This window comes from Lysinibacillus sp. RS10 (genome assembly GCF_041956855.1).
In the GTDB taxonomy this organism is placed as follows: domain Bacteria; phylum Bacillota; class Bacilli; order Bacillales_A; family Planococcaceae; genus Lysinibacillus; species Lysinibacillus xylanilyticus_A.
Genome location: NZ_CP167122.1, coordinates 4,936,948 through 4,958,950, shown reverse-complemented (window position 1 = coordinate 4,958,950; position 22,003 = coordinate 4,936,948). Strand labels below are relative to the sequence as shown.

At 37.7% G+C, this 22,003-nt stretch carries 20 protein-coding genes and 1 other annotated feature; of the genes, 16 read left to right on the top strand and 4 right to left on the bottom strand.

What is annotated here, in order from left to right:
• Positions 1-22: 22 nt before the first annotated feature.
• The gene (locus ACB089_RS24725) at positions 23-1,354 is read left to right on the top strand and encodes a D-alanyl-D-alanine carboxypeptidase family protein (RefSeq protein WP_374964360.1); all 1,332 of its coding nucleotides are present in this window, start codon (positions 23-25) and stop codon (positions 1,352-1,354) included.
• A 103-nt stretch (positions 1,355-1,457) separates the two neighbouring features.
• On the top strand, positions 1,458-3,296 hold the full coding sequence (asnB, locus tag ACB089_RS24720) for an asparagine synthase (glutamine-hydrolyzing) (protein WP_374964359.1): 1,839 nt from the start codon (positions 1,458-1,460) through the stop codon (positions 3,294-3,296).
• A 16-nt stretch (positions 3,297-3,312) separates the two neighbouring features.
• Here the strand turns inward: asnB and ACB089_RS24715 are convergent, their stop codons facing one another.
• Positions 3,313-4,731: a PLP-dependent aminotransferase family protein gene (locus tag ACB089_RS24715; protein WP_374964357.1), complete on the bottom strand. Its 1,419-nt coding sequence runs from the start codon at positions 4,729-4,731 to the stop codon at positions 3,313-3,315.
• Between the two features lie 105 nt (positions 4,732-4,836).
• Here ACB089_RS24715 and pdxS point away from each other — a divergent pair, with 105 nt between their 5' ends.
• From pdxS to serS, 3 genes are all read left to right on the top strand, one after another.
• Positions 4,837-5,721 carry a pyridoxal 5'-phosphate synthase lyase subunit PdxS gene (pdxS, locus tag ACB089_RS24710; protein ID WP_068986813.1) on the top strand — a complete coding sequence of 295 codons (885 nt, stop codon included), beginning with the start codon at positions 4,837-4,839 and terminating at the stop codon, positions 5,719-5,721.
• A gap of 1 nt (position 5,722) precedes the next feature.
• A complete protein-coding gene (gene pdxT / locus ACB089_RS24705; protein ID WP_374964356.1) occupies positions 5,723-6,286 on the top strand; it encodes a pyridoxal 5'-phosphate synthase glutaminase subunit PdxT in 564 nt (187 codons plus the stop codon).
• Between the two features lie 49 nt (positions 6,287-6,335).
• Positions 6,336-6,552 (top strand) — a binding site (T-box leader).
• A 70-nt stretch (positions 6,553-6,622) separates the two neighbouring features.
• Positions 6,623-7,903, top strand: a complete 1,281-nt coding sequence (serS, locus tag ACB089_RS24700; protein ID WP_374964355.1) for a serine--tRNA ligase — start codon at positions 6,623-6,625, stop codon at positions 7,901-7,903.
• Positions 7,904-7,976: 73 nt separating this feature from the next.
• On the opposite strand, the gene ACB089_RS24695 is transcribed toward serS, so the two are convergent.
• A complete protein-coding gene (locus tag ACB089_RS24695) occupies positions 7,977-8,219 on the bottom strand; it encodes a TM2 domain-containing protein (protein WP_236690751.1) in 243 nt (80 codons plus the stop codon).
• Between the two features lie 266 nt (positions 8,220-8,485).
• Complete coding sequence (locus ACB089_RS24690) at positions 8,486-9,616, bottom strand: SPFH domain-containing protein (RefSeq protein WP_374964353.1); 1,131 nt, start codon at positions 9,614-9,616, stop codon at positions 8,486-8,488.
• A 234-nt stretch (positions 9,617-9,850) separates the two neighbouring features.
• Here ACB089_RS24690 and ACB089_RS24685 point away from each other — a divergent pair, with 234 nt between their 5' ends.
• The gene (locus ACB089_RS24685) at positions 9,851-11,206 is read left to right on the top strand and encodes a transposase (RefSeq protein ID WP_374964127.1); all 1,356 of its coding nucleotides are present in this window, start codon (positions 9,851-9,853) and stop codon (positions 11,204-11,206) included.
• A gap of 187 nt (positions 11,207-11,393) precedes the next feature.
• Here the strand turns inward: ACB089_RS24685 and tadA are convergent, their stop codons facing one another.
• Positions 11,394-11,912 carry a tRNA adenosine(34) deaminase TadA gene (gene tadA / locus ACB089_RS24680; protein ID WP_374964352.1) on the bottom strand — a complete coding sequence of 173 codons (519 nt, stop codon included), beginning with the start codon at positions 11,910-11,912 and terminating at the stop codon, positions 11,394-11,396.
• Positions 11,913-12,131: 219 nt separating this feature from the next.
• Here tadA and ACB089_RS24675 point away from each other — a divergent pair, with 219 nt between their 5' ends.
• The 10 genes from ACB089_RS24675 to ACB089_RS24630 all read left to right on the top strand — a co-directional run bounded on the left by ACB089_RS24675 (position 12,132) and on the right by ACB089_RS24630 (position 21,983).
• Positions 12,132-12,467 (top strand): ArsR/SmtB family transcription factor, encoded by a 336-nt coding sequence (locus ACB089_RS24675; RefSeq protein ID WP_374964350.1) that lies wholly within the window; start codon positions 12,132-12,134, stop codon positions 12,465-12,467.
• 20 nt (positions 12,468-12,487) lie between these two features.
• Complete coding sequence (locus tag ACB089_RS24670; RefSeq protein WP_374964348.1) at positions 12,488-13,435, top strand: cation diffusion facilitator family transporter; 948 nt, start codon at positions 12,488-12,490, stop codon at positions 13,433-13,435.
• A 79-nt stretch (positions 13,436-13,514) separates the two neighbouring features.
• Positions 13,515-13,847 carry a metal-sensitive transcriptional regulator gene (locus ACB089_RS24665; protein WP_374964346.1) on the top strand — a complete coding sequence of 111 codons (333 nt, stop codon included), beginning with the start codon at positions 13,515-13,517 and terminating at the stop codon, positions 13,845-13,847.
• A gap of 182 nt (positions 13,848-14,029) precedes the next feature.
• On the top strand, positions 14,030-14,236 hold the full coding sequence (gene copZ / locus ACB089_RS24660; protein WP_068986807.1) for a copper chaperone CopZ: 207 nt from the start codon (positions 14,030-14,032) through the stop codon (positions 14,234-14,236).
• Between the two features lie 81 nt (positions 14,237-14,317).
• Complete coding sequence (locus tag ACB089_RS24655) at positions 14,318-16,729, top strand: heavy metal translocating P-type ATPase (protein ID WP_374964345.1); 2,412 nt, start codon at positions 14,318-14,320, stop codon at positions 16,727-16,729.
• A gap of 404 nt (positions 16,730-17,133) precedes the next feature.
• A complete protein-coding gene (locus ACB089_RS24650) occupies positions 17,134-17,772 on the top strand; it encodes a deoxynucleoside kinase (protein WP_374964343.1) in 639 nt (212 codons plus the stop codon).
• Positions 17,769-18,437, top strand: a complete 669-nt coding sequence (locus ACB089_RS24645) for a deoxynucleoside kinase (protein ID WP_368638700.1) — start codon at positions 17,769-17,771, stop codon at positions 18,435-18,437. The genes ACB089_RS24650 and ACB089_RS24645 overlap by 4 nt, the downstream gene beginning before the upstream one ends.
• Before the next feature lie 86 nt (positions 18,438-18,523).
• Complete coding sequence (locus ACB089_RS24640) at positions 18,524-19,144, top strand: TIGR00730 family Rossman fold protein (RefSeq protein ID WP_374964341.1); 621 nt, start codon at positions 18,524-18,526, stop codon at positions 19,142-19,144.
• Positions 19,145-19,396: 252 nt separating this feature from the next.
• On the top strand, positions 19,397-20,857 hold the full coding sequence (locus tag ACB089_RS24635; RefSeq protein ID WP_374964340.1) for an IS1182 family transposase: 1,461 nt from the start codon (positions 19,397-19,399) through the stop codon (positions 20,855-20,857).
• 214 nt (positions 20,858-21,071) lie between these two features.
• Entirely contained in the window at positions 21,072-21,983 is a 912-nt protein-coding gene (locus ACB089_RS24630) for a methyl-accepting chemotaxis protein (protein WP_374964338.1), read from the top strand.
• Positions 21,984-22,003: the final 20 nt, after the last annotated feature.

The window sequence follows — 22,003 nt, the reverse complement described above, 5'->3', positions numbered from 1 at the left end:
ATTTTTTTGGAGGGCTTTAAAGGTGAAAAAGACAATGAACACAGTTATCCGCTTGCTCCTAATTCCTGTTTTGTTATTTAGTGTTTTGGCAGCTGTCCCTGCGAAGGCACATGCAGAATCAGATTTAGGATTAAAAGTGGATGCTGCGATTTTAATTGACGCAGATTCAGGTAAAATTTTATATGAACAAAATGCAGATACATCACTAGGTATTGCGAGTATGACAAAAATGATGACTGAATACCTGTTATTGGACGCAATTGATGCAGGTACAGTTAAGTGGGATCAGGAATATCATGTAACTGAGTATACGTATAAATTGTCTCAAGATCGTGCGTTAAGTAATGTACCATTGCGTAGAGACGGGTCTTACACAATTCGTGAATTATATGAGGCGATGGCAATTTACTCTGCAAATGCTGCTACAGTTGCTATAGCAGAAACAATTGCGGGTACTGAAACTGAGTTTTTAAAGCTAATGAATAAAAAAGCAGAAGAGCTTGGTCTTACAGACTATAAATTTGTAAATTCTACTGGTCTTAACAATGCAAATTTATTTGGTATGCACCCAGCAGGTACTGGACCAAATGATGAAAATGTAATGCCTGCTAAATCTGTAGCTAAATTGGCATATCATTTACTAAAAGATCATCCGGATGTATTAAAAACTTCTAAAATTGCAAAGAAAACTTTCCGTGAAGGTACAGAAGATGCGATTAAAATGGAGAACTGGAACTTTATGTTGCCAGGATTAGTGTACCAATATGAAGGCGTTGATGGATTAAAAACAGGAACAACTGACTTTGCTGGACATTGCTTTACAGGTACTGCAGAGCGTAATGGTACACGTTTAATTGCTGTTGTTATGAAGGCTGTAGATGCAAATGGAGAAGGTTCATATAAAGCTCGCTTCGATGAAACAGCTAAATTATTTAACTATGGCTTCTCACAATTCTCGAAACAAGAAATTATCCCAGCGAACTATAAGTTTAAAGATCAAGAAACAGTAAAAGTTACGAAAGGTAAAGAAAAGAATGTAGCGATTGCTGTTAAAGAACCAGTTTCATTTATGGTAAAGTCATCTGAGAAAGACTTATATAAACCTAAACTAGTATTAGATAAAAAAAGTCTTGAAGCAGAGGTCAAGAAGGATACACCTGTCGGAAAGGTAGTTATTGAGCGCTCAGAAGGCACAGATTACGGTTTTGTTGACGGTAAGGAACTTTCAGCTGATGTTGTCACTACGGAGGCTGTAGAGCGTGCTAGTGGTATCTCGCTATTCTTCCAAGGTATTGGTAGCTTCTTCGGAAACTTATGGAGTGGTATTACCGACTTTGTTGGTGGCTTATTTTAATAATTAATGGATAGAACACGTAGATGTTTTCAAACATCTCGTGTTCTTTTCACGTTTTCACGCTTTACTGCATACGCTAATAGGCGAAAGGATGTGTGGCTAAATGTGTGGTATTACTGGATGGGCTAGCTTTCAAAAGGATTTAAGAACAAGTGATAGAATTCTGAAGTTAATGACGCAAACGTTAAATAAACGAGGGCCTGATGATGAAAATATTTGGTGTAGTGAGCATATTGCATTTGGCCATCGACGGTTAGCCGTCATCGATTTAATCGGTGGGAAGCAGCCGATGAAAAAAGTACATGATGGTGCAAACTATGTCATTACATACAATGGCGAGCTTTATAATACAGAAGAATTACGGAAAGAGCTTCAAAATCGAGGGCATGTTTTTACAACTCATTCAGATACGGAAGTATTATTAACTGCTTATATTGAATGGAAAGAGCAGTGTGTAGATTTTTTAAATGGGATTTTCGCTTTTGGTGTATGGGATGAACAATCACAATCTCTTTTTTTATGCCGGGATCGACTAGGTGTAAAGCCTTTGTTTTATACAGAGCTACAAGACGGCTTGCTTTTTGCATCAGAGGTGAAAGCATTATTAGCTCATCCATTGATGAAAACAACCGTTAATATAGAAGGGCTAGCTACTATTATGGCTTTAGGACCATCTAGAACGCCTGGAAAGTCACTTTTTCAAAATATTAATGAGTTACGTCCAGGATATGCAATGCGTTTCTCTAGAGAGGGTATACGACTTTGGCAGTATTGGAAGCTGCAGAGTAAACGGCATGAAGAGCCATTAGAAGAAACAATCGATCATGTCCGTTTTTTGCTAACGGATGCTATTGAACGGCAGCTTGTTTCAGACGTACCGATTTGTACATTTCTTTCAGGTGGTTTAGATTCCAGCATCATTACTGGAATAGCAGCAAACATGTTTCAGCAACAAAACAAAGGCACACTTCATACGTACTCTATAGACTATGAGGATAATGAGCGTTTCTTTAATCCACATGCTTTTCAAACATCGACAGACACGTATTGGATTCAAAAAATGACAGGTACCTTTAGTACAACACATCATACTGAGGAAATTTCTCAGCAGCAATTAATCGATTTGTTAGTAGAGTCTGTCATTGTTAGAGATTCACCAGGGATGGCGGATGTGGATTCATCATTACTATGGTTTTGTCGAGAAATAAAAAGGGACTTTACCGTTGCGCTATCAGGTGAATGTGCGGATGAAATTTTCGGTGGTTACCCATGGTTTACAGAAACGGCTACAGGTTTCCCTTGGATTCGTTCACTGTCTGAAAGGTCTACAATGTTACAAGAGCGGTGGCGTAAGAAATTAGCAGTTGAATCTTATGCACAACAAGCATATTTGCAAACAATTGCTGAAGTACCCTATCTTGATGGAGAGAGTATTGAGGAAGTAAGGCAACGTGAAATGTTTTATTTGAATATGGTATGGTTTATGCAAACATTGCTGGAACGAAAAGATCGTATGAGCATGGGAGCGAGTCTGGAAGTTCGTGTTCCATTTGCAGATCATCGCCTTGTGGAATATGCGTGGAATATTCCTTGGGAAATGAAAAATTTAGGTGGTATGGAAAAGGGGTTGCTTCGTAAAGCAATGCAACACTTATTGCCAGAAGAAGTTTTATATCGAAAAAAGAACCCGTATCCTAAAACTTATCATCCAGTTTATACAGCAGGCGTTCAAAAATGGCTAAGAGAAATAGTGAAGGATAAAAGTTCGATTCTTCATGAATTATTTGAACGGCAGAAGCTAATCGAGCTCATTGAATCTGGTGGCAGTTCTTTCAAAGTCCCGTGGTATGGACAATTAATGGCAGGCCCACAGCTTTTAGCTTATCTGGGGCAAATTCATACATGGTTTAAGCATTATAATATCCAATTGATTGAATCATGATCAAAAGAAACACCTATCAATTTGATGGGTGTTTCTTCTGTATATCCCAACAGTCCATTAGCTTTTCAATAAACGCTTCTATTTCATCTACAGGTATACTTCCAAAACCTAGTAAAAATTGAGCATGTGAGGCTGTGGAGTGATCCAGGCGATAATCAGATAATGGATAAATCCCGATATCTGCATTGGAGGCAAGCTGCTGTAATTGCTTTTCCGATAAAGCATGCTGTACATCAAGTAAAATATGCATGCCTGCTTGCTCTCCAGTAATTTTAATTTGATTAGAATAGTTTTCTAAAATTGAAGTGAGTTTTTCATGCTTTTTTCGATAAATTTTCCTCATTCGATTTAAATGCTTTGCAAAATGACCATCACGCATAAAATTAGCTACGATATGTTGATCGAAACGAGGTACGGTTGATGAATAGTAATTAAATACATCATTATAAGTAGCAAGTAATTTTGGTGGAAGTACAAAATAAGCAACACGCAAGGATGGCATTAACGATTTTGTAAAGGTACTCATATAAATTACTTTATCGTTTCGATCTAATGCATGAAGTGCAGGAATTGGTTTTCCGGTATAGCGAAATTCGGAATCGTAATCATCTTCTATAATGTAACGGGAGGAGCTTTGTGCGGCCCATTTTAAAGCCTGTGCACGTCTCGTTGCTGATAATACTGCTCCTGTTGGGAATTGATGTGATGGCGTGATATAAACAACGTCTGCGCTAGTTTTTTCGAGCTCATGAATGACAATTCCTTCATCATCGACCGCAATTGGATAGACTTTTCGTTTATGTTGGGAAAACATACGATGCACAGCTGGATAGCCTGGATTTTCAAGCGCAAAGCAAGTGTCGTCACTAAAAAGGCGCAAAATCATTGGAAGAAGTTGCTCTGTTCCGGAGCCAATAACAATTTGCTCAGGACTACAAACAACTCCACGTGATTGAAATAAATAATTAGCAATCTCCGTACGTAAAGATCGTTCTCCTTGAGGCTCACCAGTTAATAATAATTCCTTTGAGGCGTTGTCAAAGAGATCTTTCGCATATTTCCGCCATGTTTGAAAAGGGAAGGCATCGATATCGATGGAACCAGGATTAAAATCTATTTTGTGCGATTTTTTTTTAGGTTGTTCGGTTAAGGAAGCTACTGTTTCCTGTTGAATATACGGAAGCTCGTCAATTTCCTCTACAAAATAACCAACTCGTGATTTTGACATAATATAGCCTTCTGCAAGTAGCTGAGCATACGCAATTTCAATTGTTGTTTGAGAAATATTCAAAAAATCTGATAATTTTCTTTTTGATGGTAATTTTTCTCCTACTGCTATTTTCTTTGTAATAATAGCCTCTTTAATGCCGCTATAAAGCTGATCATAGAGCGGTTTTTCACCAGTTTTTTCTAGTTGAAATAATAGCATGTCCATGTCCACTAATCCTCCTGACCTTATAATTATTTTGTAAACTGGATATTTTTATATGGTCAATTTCTATTATACTAAATTTCATCATACAGGTGGAGGTTAGAAATCATGAAACAAACAGGTACAGAGTTAGTAAAACGCGGGATGGCGGAAATGCAAAAGGGTGGCGTCATTATGGATGTTATTAATGCAGAGCAGGCGAAAATTGCGGAAGCGGCAGGGGCTGTAGCTGTCATGGCATTAGAACGAGTACCATCAGATATTCGCAAGGCGGGCGGAGTTGCACGTATGGCTGATCCTCGTATTGTTGAGGAGGTAATGGGGGCTGTATCTATTCCGGTAATGGCTAAAGCACGTATTGGACATATTGTTGAAGCAAGAGTTTTAGAAGCAATGGGTGTCGATTATATTGATGAAAGTGAAGTATTAACTCCAGCAGATGAAGAGTTTCATTTATTAAAAAGTGATTACACAGTGCCATTTGTTTGTGGTTGTCGCGATTTAGGAGAAGCGGCTCGACGCATTGGTGAGGGAGCTTCCATGTTACGAACTAAAGGTGAACCAGGTACGGGGAATATTGTAGAGGCTGTTCGCCATATTCGCAAAGTGAATGCGCAAGTACGTAAGGTTGTTGGCATGACAGAGGACGAATTAATGACAGAGGCTAAATTACTTGGTGCTCCTTTTGAATTATTAAGAGAAATTAAGCGTCTTGGCCGTTTACCAGTAGTGAATTTTGCGGCAGGTGGAGTTGCTACGCCAGCGGATGCGGCATTAATGATGGAACTTGGAGCGGACGGTGTATTCGTTGGTTCTGGTATTTTTAAATCAGAAAACCCAGAGAAATTTGCTCGTGCAATTGTAGAGGCCACTACGCATTATAAGGACTACAAGTTAATTGCTGAAATTTCAAAAGAACTTGGTGTTCCAATGAAAGGCATTGATATTGCACAGCTTAGTCAAAATGAGCGTATGCAAGAGCGAGGCTGGTAAGATGAAGCGAATCGGTGTTTTAGCATTACAGGGAGCGGTTCGAGAGCATGTGCAAATGTTAGAGTCACTTGGATGCGAAGCGGTCTTAGTAAAACAAAGTGCTGATTTAGAGAAGCTTGATGGACTTGTCTTGCCTGGTGGAGAAAGCACAACGATGCGGAAATTGCTGAACCGCTATGAGCTATTGGAGCCAATTCGCACACTTGCAAAACAGGGATTGCCGATGTTTGGAACATGTGCAGGATTGATTTTATTAGCAAAGGAATTAGTGGATTATGAATCACATTTAGCTGTAATGGATGTGGTAGTTGCACGGAATTCTTATGGACGTCAGGTAGATAGCTTTGAAGTGAAGCTCGACATACCTGAAATAGGTGGAGCAATTCCGGCTGTCTTTATACGTGCGCCACATATTGTTTCTGTAGGTGAAGGTGTTGAAGTATTAGCAGAGCATGACGGGAAAATCGTGTTAGCAAAGGACGATCATTTATTAGGCTGCTCTTTCCATCCTGAATTAACGTCAGATGCACGTATTCTTGAATATTTTGTATCTTCTATGGTATGACTTGCAAAATCTTAATTCATATAGTACAGTATGGATAAAATTTAAATAACTGAACACGATGATGGGAAGTAGTAGCAAGCACGTTTTTTTTAGAGAGTCAGCGGGTGGTGGAAGCTGATAAAAGCACTTGTGAATCCGTCCTGGAGTTGCGCAGTCGAAGTTAATAAAGTAGGCTGTCGCCGGCTGAAATGCCGTTATGAAATAAGTGGATTAGGCAAATTGTCTAGTCAATTAGGGTGGCAACGCGGGTAGCTCTCGTCCCTTTTGGGGGATGAGGGCTTTTTTTGTGTTCTACTAAATATTTCCCATCATTAACAATCTACTGGAGGTATGACGATGTTAGATATTAAACGCGTGCGCGACAATTTCGCGGAAATTAAAGAAATGCTGTTAACACGTAATGAGGATTTAGGAAACTTAGACGATTTTGAAGAATTAGATGCAAAGCGTCGTGAATTAATTGCAAAAACAGAAGAGCTTAAAGCTGAACGTAATAAAGTATCTGAGCAAATTTCTGTTATGAAACGTAACAAAGAAAATGCGGATGAAGTCATTGCACGTATGCGTCAGGTTGGCGATGAAATTAAAGAGTTAGATGTCCAATTAAATGAGGTAGAAGAACGCTTTAAAGATATGATGATGCGTTTACCAAACGTTCCACATGAATCTGTACCAGTTGGCACAACAGAGGACGATAATGTAGAGGAATATACTTGGGGTGAGGTACCAACATTTGATTTTGACATTAAAGCACACTGGGATCTCGCTACGGACTTACAAATTGTTGACTTTGAACGTGGGGCAAAAGTGACGGGTAGTCGTTTCTTATTCTATCGTGGTCTTGGTGCTCGTTTAGAACGAGCATTAATGACGTTTATGATGGACTTACATGCAGAAGAGCATGGCTATGAAGAAATGCTACCACCTGTAATTGTCAATCGCGATAGCTTAACAGGTACAGGACAACTGCCTAAATTTGAAGAAGATGTCTTTAAATTAGATGACACAGATTATTTCATGATTCCGACAGCAGAGGTACCTGTGACAAACTTCTATCGTGATGAAATTTTACCTGCCGAAGCATTACCACAAGGCTTTGCAGCATATAGTGCTTGCTTCCGTTCAGAGGCAGGATCTGCGGGTCGCGATACACGTGGTTTAATTCGTCAACATCAATTCAACAAAGTAGAATTAGTACGATTTGTAAAACCAGAAGAATCTTATGAACAGTTAGAACTATTAACAGGTCATGCTGAAAAAGTACTGCAATTATTAGGGTTACCATACCGTAAACTAAAAATGTGTACAGCTGATTTAGGATTTACTGCAGCGAAAAAATATGATTTAGAGGTTTGGATTCCGGCGCAAAACATGTACCGTGAAATTTCTTCTTGTTCTAACTTCGAAGATTTCCAAGCACGTCGAGCAAATATTCGCTTCCGCCGTGAGCCAAATGCAAAGCCAGAGTATGTACACACATTAAACGGCTCAGGTCTTGCAATTGGCCGTACAGTAGCAGCAATCCTAGAAAATTATCAGCAACAAGATGGAAGCGTAGTAATACCTGAAGTATTAAGACCATATATGGGCGGAAAAGAAGTAATTGCTCCAAAGTAAAATGGATCGAAAAATAAAAGAAACTACTGTTGAAAATTTAATCTCAACAGTAGTTTTTCTTTTTTAAAGTAGATTAGCGAGGTCGAACTCGATGTTTCACAGAGAAATTATGTTCATTAGAAAGCAAGTAAATAACGCCCTCTATAAAGCCTATAAATGCCGGAATATATGTCCAGAAGAAGATGAGGTACAATATACCTTGTCCAATTTTCCCTAAGTAAAATTTATGGATTCCGATTCCACCTAAAAAGATAGCAAGTACCCCTGCTACCGTTTTATTTTTTATAGGCCAAGAAGGGTCGATCCCATCATACATAAATGCTTGCTGTGGCTGTGTTTGATAGACAGGTTGAGGCTGTTGTTGATAAACTGGTTCTGGTTGTTGCACAACTTGCTGTTTATTACTGAAATTGAATTTTTCACCACAGTATTTACATTGAGCTAATGCAACATCAGCAGGTGCACCACATTGGGGACAGTCAACATTGTTCATATTAAAATCTCCTAATCAATTATTATTGTTTTTATGCATCTCTTTTTAGACATTATTTTTTTCTTTAAGGTGATAACCAGTTATTGAATTCATTTAACTTGAGCGCCACAGTTATTACAGAATTTTGAGGTAATGTCTAGTTCTTGCCCACATGAACAAACAGGTTTAAGTAAACTATTTCCACAAGAGCTACAGAATTTTGATGATTCTTCGTTTTCGCCCTGACAAGAATGACATGTAATAACCTTACGCGTTAAATTTTCACCGCATAAATTGCAAAACTTACTAGTAGACGAAATATTGCCGTGGCAAGAAGGACATATTTTATGTGTGACATTATTGGTAGGCTGTTGTACTTGTTGGTTCATCATATTTACCATACCTTGTCCTACCCCTAAGCCAACCCCACTTGTAGCAAATAATCCGGCTACACCATTCTCATTTGCTGCCGCAGACTCATATATATCAAAGCTACGCTGTGTTACATAACGATTGTCACCCATAATTTCGAATTTAGCTTTATCTTGTAAAATTTCATTTATTTTATCGAAATCTTCTTCGGGGAAGTTGATGGATTGAATATGAAAATGGGCCATTATAAAGCCGAACTCACTGAATGCATTAGATATTTTTTCTTTTAAACTATTTGAAATATTATTAAGCTCTGTTGTTATTTCAAGTGCAGAAATTTTCTCATTAATAATTTTATTTGCAAGTTCAGTTTTTATGGAGGTAATAAGAGAACCTTTAAAGTAATCTTGTACTTTTTCATAGCTAACAATATCATCTTTATTCATAGAGCCAATAATTTCTGTAAAGAACAATAAATAATCATCAAGACGAAGAGACAGTTGACCAAACGCTCGTATACGTAGTTTTACAAAGTATTTTGGGTCAATCAGTTGGATAGGATCAGTGGTACCCCAATATAAATCCATTTTTGACGTAAGATTTATAAAGTATATCTCTGCTGAAAAAGGTGTCTTCCCTCCATAGGCAAGATTCACTATGTTATGCAGTAATGGTAAGTTATTTGTTGATAAAATATGTGTACCCGAATTAAACACATCACATATTTGGCCACCTTTTATAAAGATAGCTACTTGCCCCTCGTTAACAATAAGTGTAGAACCTAACACTAACTTATCTGTTGGATGTTTGTAGATTAACCAATCACGCGAACGTAATCCATCGAACTTCACTCTGTCCAAAATAGGCATGAATATACTCTCCCCCTATTTACTTACTATGAATATAACTAGTTATATTCTCCCTTTTCAGTTTATAGATGTCAATAATTTATATGTATTGAAATTTTTTACTGATTGAGTTAATTTCATAATTTTAATCCCTTTAGTATCAAGGATTCTGAAACAATAAAAAACGGGCACCTCCCCAAATTCGGTATAATGGTAGCGACGAAACTAAACCATACTGAATGAGGTGAATGCCCTATGACTATTGTAAAACAAATGAGCCTATTTGACATCCAAGAATTATTGAAAATGGAAAGTTCCCATCGATTTGATGCGATTTTTGCCACTTTCGACGTACAGCCGATTTTTCAGCTATTTTCAAAAAAGACGTTACGCGGTGCTCCACGTGAATTAAATTACGGTGCTATGATACAGTCACTCATTGTTCGCATTGTCGAACGTATTCCAACAATCAAGGATTTAAACAAACGTTTGGTCAATGATCCTTTATTCCGCTTGGATTGTGGATTTCTTGTTTCTGATGTTGTGCCTTCTGAAGCGTCTTATTCTCGAATGATTGATGTCATTAGTCAATCCGATGTACTTGATGTGATGCAAGATACATTGATACAAGTAGCCATGACAGAAGGCTTTCTAAACGATGTACATCTCGCTATAGATGCCACACATTTTGAATCATGCGATGCAGCGAAACCTTCGGTGAAAAAAGGGACGGCACCACCAAAAAAACGTGGACGAAAATCAAAAGAAGAACGAGATGCTTGGCTGACGAAACAAGTAGAAATCAAAGCCAATCAGTCAACTTATGAAAAAGAAATCAAGGACCAACTCGACACACCACTGGAGACACTGTGGCAAGATGCCCCCATCGAACCGAATTGGGGCATCAAAAAGAACAGTGACGGTAAAAATACGTTTTGGTTTGGCTTTAAAGGACATCTCGCGGTGACGACCAAGAGTCAATATATCGTTAGACGCCTCATGACATCTGCTAATTTGTCAGATAGTAAAGCAGCGATTCCTCTTTTAAAGAAAGCAGAAGACCAATTTCCAGGGCATTTTACAACCGCTATTTTGGATGCAGGGTATGATTATGAACCCATTTACCGTCAATTACACGAATATCAAATGCGTGCAGTCATTCCCTATAATGTCCGCAATGAAGGCGAGTATCTCGGATTTGATGAGCATTTCAGACCGACTTGTGTACGTGAACACAGCTACCGCTATGACAGCTTCGACGAAAAATACCGAACACTAAAATTCACAAGGCCAAAGGAATGTGCAACCTGTCCGTTACGTGATGATTCCCTCTGTCAGAAGGTTTTCAAAATCAAATGTGACATAGATTTACGAAAATTCACGTATCCAGCACGAGGCTCCGAACTATGGAAGCAACTTTATAAGGAACGTACAGCCGTTGAACGTGTAAATGCATACCTAAAGCAATATTTTCAGTTAAACAATGTCCGTCACAGAACAGGAAGAAAAGCTAAACTACATTTCAACCTGGTGACGTTTATTTATAATGCCTGCAAGTTAGCGGTGGATCGTCTGAATGCTTTATCACAAGTACAAATTCAAGCAGCATAATTTTTAAAAACGCAAGTTTTCTTAATAGGAGTAGTCTAGGCTTTTGAAAAATATGATTTATGAAATTGATTCGATTATTTAACAATTAATGTGCCATCCAGTTTTTATGATAGAGAATCTTTTGTTGAAGAGAATTATCACTATTCGAAAAAAGAAGGTTTCTCAGATTGAGATACCTTCTTTTATTTTAAATTTCTTCATTGTTAGATATTAATGCTTGTCGCGCTTTTTTCTCAGCTTTTTTTCGTTCACGTAATGCTCTGAAAAAATCGGTTAAGATTTGTCCACATTCCTCAGCTAAAATTCCTTCTGTTACTTCGCATTCGTGGTTAAAGCGTGCATCGTTTAATAAACGGTAGAGTGAATCTACACAGCCTGCTTTTATATCTCTTGCCCCATATACAACACGAGGCACACGAGATTGCAAAATGGCACCTGCACACATAGGACAAGGTTCAAGTGTCACATAAAGTGTTGTTTTTTCAAGACGCCAGCTACCTATTTTTTTACAAGCCTCTTGAATAACCATTAGTTCAGCGTGCGTCGTTGCATTTTGTGTTGTTTCTCGTAAATTATGAGCTCGTGCAATAATCTCTCCATTATATACAAGCACAGCTCCTATTGGCACTTCTCCAAGTAAAGCTGCTTTTTTAGCTTCTTCCAGTGCACTGTTCATAAACAATCGGTCTGTTTCAAAAATATCCACTATGATCTCTCCTTATCATTTAGTGTATCCTGCTTAATTGACAATTGCTACTATCAAATATGTCTCCGTATAATCGTTGCTGTCGCTTCGCTTTCGCACAGATAAACAATGCGTCCGGATTCAGTAAGAAGTTAAAACGTTGACATATTCAAAGCAACCATCTATATTTATATATGAACACATGCTCATATATAAATATAGACTTTTGGGGGTAAACTAATGGATGGAAAATTACAAAAGATAGAAGTTCAAGTTACTAACGATCAACATTTAGATGAAGAGACACTTTTTGTTGTGTCACAAACATTTAAAGCTTTAAGTGATCCGACGAGAATTCGTATTTTAAATTTATTGTGCACTGATGAGCATTCGGTCAACGATATCGCTGAAATTTTAGATTTAGGTCAATCTACAGTTTCACACCAATTGCGTTTTTTGAAAAATTTACGTTTAGTGAAATTTAGAAGAGAAGGTACAACTCTATATTATTCAAAAGATGATGATCACATTATGAATTTATTAAAGCAAGCTATCGAGCATGCTGCACATAACTAGTATTAATGGAGGGATAAAATATGGGGCATGATCATGGCCATGACCATACACATGGCGCAAATAAAAAGGTGTTAATCTTATCATTCATTATTATTACGAGTTATATGGTTGTTGAAGCGATTGGTGGCTATTTAACAAATAGTTTGGCTCTTTTATCCGATGCAGGACATATGTTAAGTGACTCCATTTCTTTGGCAATTGCTTTGCTTGCTTTTATGTTTGGAGAAAAGGCTGCGAGCTATAGTAAAACATACGGATATAAACGATTTGAAATTTTAGCTGCAGTTTTAAATGGTGTGACATTAATTTTTATTGCTTTATTTATTTTCTATGAAGCAATTGAACGTTTTGCCAATCCACCAGAAGTGGCAACTACAGGTATGCTAGTAATAAGTACGATAGGTCTTTTAATAAATATTTTGGTAGCATGGATTATGATGCGTGGCAGTGATACAAAAGAAAATTTAAATATGCGTGGAGCTTATTTACACGTATTAAGTGATATGCTTGGATCTGTAGGGGCCATCGTTGCCGCACTGTTAATAATGTTTTTTGGCTGGGGCTGGGCTGATCCACTTGCGAGTGTTATTGTTGCAGCATTAGTATTAAGAAGCGGCTACTATGTAACGAAGGCAGCTGTCCATGTTCTCATGGAAGGCACACCTTCAAACGTTGACGTTGAAGAAATCGTACAAACTATTGTACAAACAAATGGCGTTCATAGCATTCATGATTTACACATTTGGACAATAACAAGTGGAACAAATGCACTTTCTTGTCATGCCGTTGTCGATGATCAGCTAAAAATTGCGGATGGTGAGCATATATTACGGGAAATTGAACATAATCTTGAGCATAAGGGCATAAAGCATGTAACGATTCAGCTGGAAACAGTAGCACATAAGCATGATCAATCCATTTTATGTACAATAAAAACTGAGCAATCGAATCATCACCATCATCATTAATAAAAATATTTAGTTCTTTTTACACTTTATATACCCTTCGTGGGTATAGTATGATGAGTGTGAGTAGGAGGTGCATTGTATGGAGGATGTAGTGAAAAAGGATGTTTGTCATACAGAGGAAGGTATGTCGTGTCGAAAAAGCCATCATCCTGAACGCGTAAAAAAAGATTTAACGACTCGTTTAAATCGAATCGAAGGTCAAATCCGAGGCATTAAAGGGATGATTGACAAAGATGTTTACTGCGATGATATTATTACGCAACTGTCTGCCACACAGTCTGCTTTAAATAGTGTAGCAAAAATATTATTAGAAGGTCATTTAAAGGGATGTGTAGTAGATCGCCTATCAGAAGGTGATGAAGCAGTGTTAGATGAATTAGTAGTGACCATTCAAAAATTAATGAAGAAGTAAAAGTTTTTTCAGGCGTGTTGATTAGGAAAATATAGATTTATTATTTTTCTAATATATGTCCATTTTTACTGATTGTAGCCCGTAGCGGAAATCAGAGCTTAAAATAATTAATCAACACACTCGATTTTTTTTAATAAATATATACCCCTATATAGTACCTAAATTAAAAGGAGAGATATTTTATGCAAAATGTAACATTAAACGTACAAGGAATGTCATGTGGACATTGTGTAAACTCAGTGGAAAAAAGTGTTGGAGCTTTAGCAGGCGTTGAACAAGTAAAAGTAAACTTAGCTGATGGTTTAGTAGATGTAGCATTTGATGAAACACAAGTATCTCTAGATCAAATTAAAGAAACAATCGACGATCAAGGCTATGACGTTAAATAATATAAATAGGGTGCTCAAGTAGCACTCTATTATTTTCAATTACACATACCCCCTGTTGGTATGTAGGGAGGAGAAATAATCATGAGTTCAGAAATAAAGGAAGCGAATTTGCAAATTACAGGTATGACATGTGCGGCATGTGCCACTCGTATAGAAAAAGGTTTAAATAAAATGGATGGTGTAGAACAAGCGACGGTTAATTTAGCTCTTGAAAAATCGTCCATTAAATACGATCCGACAAAACTAAATGAAGAAGACTTTGAAAAGAAAATTGAAGCACTTGGTTATGGTGTCGTTAAACAAAAAACTGAATTCGATATTACAGGTATGACATGTGCGGCCTGCGCAACACGGATAGAAAAGGGTTTAAATAAACTAGCAGGTGTATCCTCTGCAAACGTAAACTTAGCGCTGGAAAAAGCAACTATAGAGTTTAACCCATCTGAGGTGACGATTGCAGATATTATTGCGAAGGTTGAAAAATTAGGATATGAAGCGCATCAAAAAGCAGATGAGCAAGAGACAGTAGATCATCGAGAACAGGCCATCAAGCAACAGCAACATAAATTTATTTTATCGGCCATTCTTTCATTACCACTACTTTGGACGATGGTAGGGCATTTTTCATTTACATCATTTTTATATGTTCCCGATTTTTTAATGAATCCGTGGGTACAAATGGTGTTGGCTACTCCTGTTCAATTTATCATTGGAAAACAATTTTATATTGGCGCCTATAAAGCTTTGCGCAATGGTAGTGCCAATATGGATGTACTTGTCGTAATGGGCACATCTGCTGCTTATTTTTATAGTGTGTATCAAGCTATTGTAACTGCAGGATCACATCATAGCCCTCACCTTTATTTTGAAACAAGTGCAGTATTAATTACTTTAATTTTATTAGGTAAATTATTTGAGGCAAAAGCAAAAGGTCGCTCGTCAGAAGCTATTAAAAAATTAATGGGACTTCAAGCGAAAACGGCGGTCGTTATTCGAGACGGTGTTGAGAAAGAAGTACCATTAGAAGAAGTAGCTATTGGGGACATTATTTTAGTAAAACCAGGTGAAAAAATTCCAGTCGATGGTGAAGTATTAGAAGGAACAACAGCTGTTGATGAATCAATGTTAACTGGAGAAAGTTTACCAGTTGATAAAAAGCAAGGTGACCTATTATTCGGTTCAACTATTAATAAAAATGGCTTTATTAAAATGACAGCAACTAAAGTGGGTCGCGATACAGCATTAGCTCAAATTATTAAAGTTGTAGAAGATGCACAAGGCTCAAAAGCACCGATTCAACGCTTAGCAGACCAAATTTCAGGTATATTTGTACCCATTGTTGTAGGCATTGCTGTTGTCACGTTTTTAGTTTGGATTATTTGGGTGCAACCAGGTGAGTTTACGCCAGCACTTGAAGTATTAATTGCAGTTCTTGTGATCGCATGTCCATGTGCGCTTGGATTAGCAACGCCAACATCTATTATGGCGGGCTCAGGTCGTGCGGCGGAATTTGGTATTTTATTTAAAGGTGGAGAGCATTTAGAGCAAACTCAAAGCATTGACACAGTGGTTGTTGATAAAACAGGTACAGTGACACACGGCAAACCTGTCTTAACGGATATCGTACTAACAGAAAATCAAGACGAAGTACGCTTTTTATCGTTAATTGGGGCAGCGGAGAAGCAATCAGAGCATCCGTTAGCAGAAGCTATTGTTCAAGGCATTGCCGATCGTGGTATTGAGCTAGGAGATGTTCAATTCTTTGAAGCGATACCAGGTTTCGGTGTGCAAGCGACTGTCTCTGGTCAAGGGGTTGTAATTGGTACACGTAAATTAATGCAGCAATACGGAATTTATATTGATGATATTCTACCAACAATGGAGCAACTAGAGGAAAACGGTAAAACTGCAATGTTAGCTGCTATTAACGGTCAGTATGCTGGCCTAGTAGCAGTTGCTGATACAGTTAAAGATACTTCAAAAGAGGCAGTTCATCGTCTACAAGAAATGGGTATTACTGTGATTATGATGACTGGTGATAATGAACGTACAGCACAAGCAATCGGAGCAGAAGTTGGCGTGAATCATGTGATTGCTGAAGTTCTTCCAGAAGGCAAAGCAGATGAAGTAAAAAAACTGCAAGCTACGGGTAAAAAAGTGGCGATGGTTGGTGATGGCATTAATGATGCACCCGCACTTGCGACAGCTAATATTGGGATGGCAATCGGTACTGGTACCGACGTTGCAATGGAGGCAGCAGATATTACGCTAATTCGTGGTGATTTAAACAGTATTGCAGATGCCATCATTATGAGTCGTAAAACAATGCGTAACATTAAACAAAACTTATTCTGGGCATTTGCTTACAATACATTAGGTATTCCGATTGCTGCATTTGGACTGTTAGCTCCTTGGGTAGCGGGTGCAGCGATGGCGTTTAGTTCGGTATCTGTTGTTTTAAATGCACTACGTTTACAGCGAGTTAAATTATAAGAGTAACGATAGATCCACTTTTGTGGGTCTATTTTTTTCGTGTCGTTTGTTGTTGCCAAATTTAATAGAGAACTGGCTTGATTCTGTTTTTCATTTTCTCACTATGATACAATGAAAAATACTGACTCATTTTTAACTTCTTTCAGCAAGTGTTTTATGTAACGTAAGTGAAACGGCAGTTACAAATGTCTTTTGAATCATCGTATCCATGCGATAATGGCTAACTGACCTGCATCGGTAAAAACACCACGTCCTGTGGCATTACCGAAATGACCGACATCGTGTCGGCCTAAGCATAAAGCCGATTCCAAACGCAATTATGCCGAGGCATAATTGATATAATGAAAGCCTCAAAGCTGGGGTAATGACGATAGAATCCATAGAACATAAAGGAGGAGCTTCTGGTGACGATTCCATTTGTTACGGTAGAAGGTCCGATTGGTGTTGGTAAAACCTCTTTATCGAAAGAGATTGCAGCGACATTTAATTACCATCTATTAAAAGAAATAGTAGACGAAAACCCTTTTTTAAATAAGTTTTATGAGAACATTGAGGAATGGAGCTTCCAAACAGAAATGTTCTTCCTATGTAATCGCTATAAACAATTATCAGATATTAAAAAATTCCGTTTGACACATGAAAAACCTGTTGTAGCGGACTACCATATTTTTAAAAATTTAATATTTGCAAAGCGTACATTGGCGTCTACAGAGTATGATAAGTACGAAGAAATATATAAAATATTAACGAAAGATATGCCTGTTCCAAATGTAGTTGTTTATTTACACGCTAGTGTGGATACGTTGATGAAACGTATTGCGATGCGTGGTCGTGAATTTGAAAAAATGATTTCACGAGATTACATGGAACAACTTGTGGCAGATTATCATACCTTTATCGAGCATTTTGAGAAAATGCATCCCGAAATTCCTGTTATTCGATTTAATGGCGATCAGCTTGATTTTGTTAAAAATCCAGATGATTTGAAATATGTTTTACAAACAATAAAGGATACGTTACAACAAAGGAGCTTGCAGCAATGAATTTGAGAGAGAAATACGATATTCCTCCACAAACAGTCATTACAATCGCTGGTACGGTTGGTGTAGGAAAATCAACGATGACAAAGGGGCTAGCAGAGGCGTTAAACTTTCGTACGTCATTTGAAAAGGTGGATACAAATCCATACTTAGATAAGTTTTACGAGGACTTTGAAAAATGGAGTTTCCATTTACAGGTGTATTTTTTGGCGGAGCGTTTTAAGGAGCAGAAGCGTATCTTCGAGTATGGCGGTGGGTTTATTCAAGATCGTTCAATTTATGAAGATACAGGAATTTTTGCAAAGATGCACTATGACAAAGGTACAATGAGCCCAACAGATTACGAGACTTATACAAATTTATTTGATGCTATGGTGATGACGCCATATTTCCCGCATCCAGATTTACTTGTTTATTTAGAAGGACCAATTGATTCTGTTATTGGACGTATTCAAGAGCGTGGTCGTGCGATGGAGCAGCAAACACCGAATGATTATTGGTGTGAAATGCATGAACGTTATGAGAGTTGGATCAATAACTTTAATTCATGCCCAGTTCTACGTTTAGACATTAATGATTATGATTTATTAAAAAATCCTGAAGCAATTGAATCAATTGTGAGCCGCATCAGTCATATGCTAAAACAAACAAGCCATTTACGTAAATAGAAGGTTTATTAAAGCTAATATTTCTAAAACAATAGGAAGATAAATTATGGCGTTCTGGCCAAGAGCGAAGTGGCAGGCTCAAGCAATTGAAGAAAATAAATAATCAAAAAGACGTGAGACAATATGTAGCTTATTGTGTCACGTCTTTTGAAATAGGAGGGATTACTATAAGAATAGCGGTGTATTGTGGTTCTGGGTTAGGCGTAAACCCAATTTATGCAGACAAGGCAGCCGAATTAGGGACTGTATTAGCTCAAAATGGTCATGGTGTAGTTTATGGTGGTTCGAAAACAGGGCTAATGGGAAAAGTAGCAGACGCAGTATTAGCAGCTGGCGGAGAGGTTATTGGGGTAATGCCAACACATTTACAGAAGCGGGAATTAGCGCATGCTTCTTTAACAGAAATTCATTTTGTTGAGTCTATGCATGTACGTAAAGCCAAAATGGTAGAGTTAGCAGATGCTTTTATAGCCCTACCGGGGGGTGGCGGGACAATGGATGAATATTTTGAAGTGTTTACGTGGGCACAAATTGGACTACATGAAAAGCCAATAATTTTATATAATGTAAACAGCTTTTATGATGCGCTTCTACAACAATTTCAAAAAATGTTTGAGGAAGGCTTTATACGTGCTGAACAAAAATCAATTATTCATGTAGCTACTACATCGCAAGAAGTATTACATTTTTTAAAAAAACATGGGTAATGTGCGAGGGCACTGAAAAAGTCTATATCTTCTCACATTGTGACTCTACTGTTGTTTTCCGAAGCATTCCGCTCGCTTTCCGCGGGCGAGCGCCGAGCCTCCTCCTACACTTCGCTTCGTGCGGGGTCTCGTCTGTCTCGCTTTCCCGCAGGAGTCGAGCGATGCTTCTCCAAACAACGCAATGTTTCACACTATTATTTTAGTCACGCTTTCCTTTATAATAAAAGAATTAATGTGCAGGTGGTGCCCCCCATGATTTCAAATCAAGAAACCCTTAATTTAAGTCCATATATGGCGATCTACGATATTGTTGTGCCAAAAGATAATATACTTCGCCAAATCAATGAACTTGTTGATTTTTCATTCATTTTAGAAGAGTTAAAAACAAAATATTGTTTAGACAATGGACGTAATGCCATTCCTCCAATTCGTATGTTTAAGTACTTATTATTAAAAGCAATTTATGATGTATCAGACGTCGACCTTGTAGAGCGTTCGAAGTACGATATGTCATTTAAATATTTCTTGGATATGGCGCCAGAAGATCCAGTCATTGATTCAAGTTCGCTTACAAAATTTCGTCGGCTTCGTCTTCAAGACGTAAGCTTATTAGACATGCTCATTGGGAAAACAGTTGAGATCGCATTGGAGAAAAAAATCATCAACAGTCAAACGATTATTGTGGATGCCACACATACAAAAGCACGTTACAACCAAAAAACGCCTAAAGAATTTTTACAAGAGAAATCAAAAAACGCTCGAAAAGCTGTCTACAAAATTGACGAATCGATGAAAGACAAATTCCCCACAAAGACCACTTCTAACGAAGTAAAGGATGAGTTAACTTACTGTAAGGAAGTTATTTCAGTCATTGAAAAGGAACCACAAATTGCACAAATGCCATCTGTCAAAGAAAAGCTGAATGTTTTAAAAGAAGTCGTAGAAGATTTCCAAGAACATCTAAATTACTCTTCTGATGCGGATGCGCAAAAAGGGCATAAGACGTCGGAATCTTCTTTCTTCGGGTATAAGACACATATCGCGTTGAGTGATGAACGTATTATTACAGCGGCTGTCATTACAACAGGTGAAAAAAGCGATGGAAAATATCTTCAAGAGTTAATTGAAAAAAGCACACAAGCAGGTATGAAAATTAATACAGTTATTGGAGACGCAGCTTACTCTGAAAAGGCAAATATCGAATATACAAAAGAAGAGAAAATCGCGCTTGTGGCAAAGTTGAATCCTATTCTTACACAAGGACCACGAAAAGAAGAAGACAAGTTTGAGTTTAATAAAGACGCTGGAATGTTTGTTTGTAAGGCCGGTCATCTCGCGACAAGAAAAGCACGTACGGGTAAAAAAGGAACGAGTAAGAGTCAAAGTCAGACATATTATTTTGACATTGAAAAATGCAAAGTATGTCCAATGAGAGAGGGCTGTTATAAAAAAGGCGCAAAAAGTAAAACATATTCTGTCACAATTAAGTCGGATACACATGCCGAACAAGAGGCATTTCAAAATACGGAAGCATTTAAGCAATTAGCCGCAAATCGCTACAAAGTAGAAGCGAAGAATAGTGAATTAAAAAACGGACACGGGTACGATACGGCATCGACTGCGGGTCTATTTGGCATGGAAATTCAAGGTGCTACAACGATATTCGCTGTCAATTTGAAACGGATATTAAAGTTACTAAACGAAAATGAATAAGGAATAGAGACAGAAATAAGGCACTTCCTGTTCAACATTGAACAAGAAGTGCCTTATTTTTATCTGAGAAAGGTTCGCTTTTATGAAAACGTAAGTTTTTCAGTGCCCTCGTAATGTGCCCATGTTTTTTTGTAATAAATAATCTTTATAAGGGCTGTTGATGTAAAATAATTTATTTTTAAGTAAAATTTTAGGGGAGAGTTAGGTGTGGGTTATGCAGAAAATATTAGATACACAAGTTACGGATGATCTAGTAGTGCAGGCAATTGAGCGAAATATAGCCATTATCCGTTTTGACATGGAGCGTAAAGTTGCCTATGTAAATGAGCTTTTTGCTAAAGCATTAGGCTATAAAGTGGAAGAAATGATAGGGAAGGATCATAAAGATTTTTGCTTACCGGAATTTGCGAATAGCATAAACTACGAAAAACTTTGGCGCAACTTAGCTGCTGGTAATAGCTATCAGGATAAAATCGAGAGAATGGATGCAAGCGGAAATAAGATTTGGCTTGAGGCTACCTATATGCCTGTCTTTGCTAATAATTCAAGAAAGGTTATTGGCGTATCGAAAATTGCAACTAATATTACTGAACGCCAAAATGAAATTGTTCATGTAGCTGATACATTAAAGATCATGTCTAAAGAGCTTCATAGCCGATCAGAGGCTGGTATTCAAAATTGTGAGGATTTACTGGAAACAGTCAAAGAGGTTTCACAAGAGTCAGTCGATAATGTTAGAAATCTTGCGCAGCTACAGAAGCAAGCTGAATCCATTAAAGGTATTGTGAAAACCATTCAAGAAATCGCGTCTCAGACAAATTTACTTGCTTTAAATGCAGCTATTGAAGCAGCAAGAGCAGGTGAGTATGGCCGAGGCTTTGATGTTGTAGCAAAAGAGGTTAGAAAGCTTTCCATAAGAGTGGAGCAATCTATTTCAGAAGTGAAAAGTAATGTTGAGGGCATAGAGCGAGAGATTGGACAAGTCACGGAAAATATTACACGTATCGCTGAAAAAGTAGAAAAAACAAATGGTCAAATTAATGTTACAACAAATGATTTTGCTGAAATTGCAACTGCAGCAGAGGCATTAGATAAACAATCCAAGCAATTTATTGAAATTATTTAATGTAATTTGATTGAGTTGTT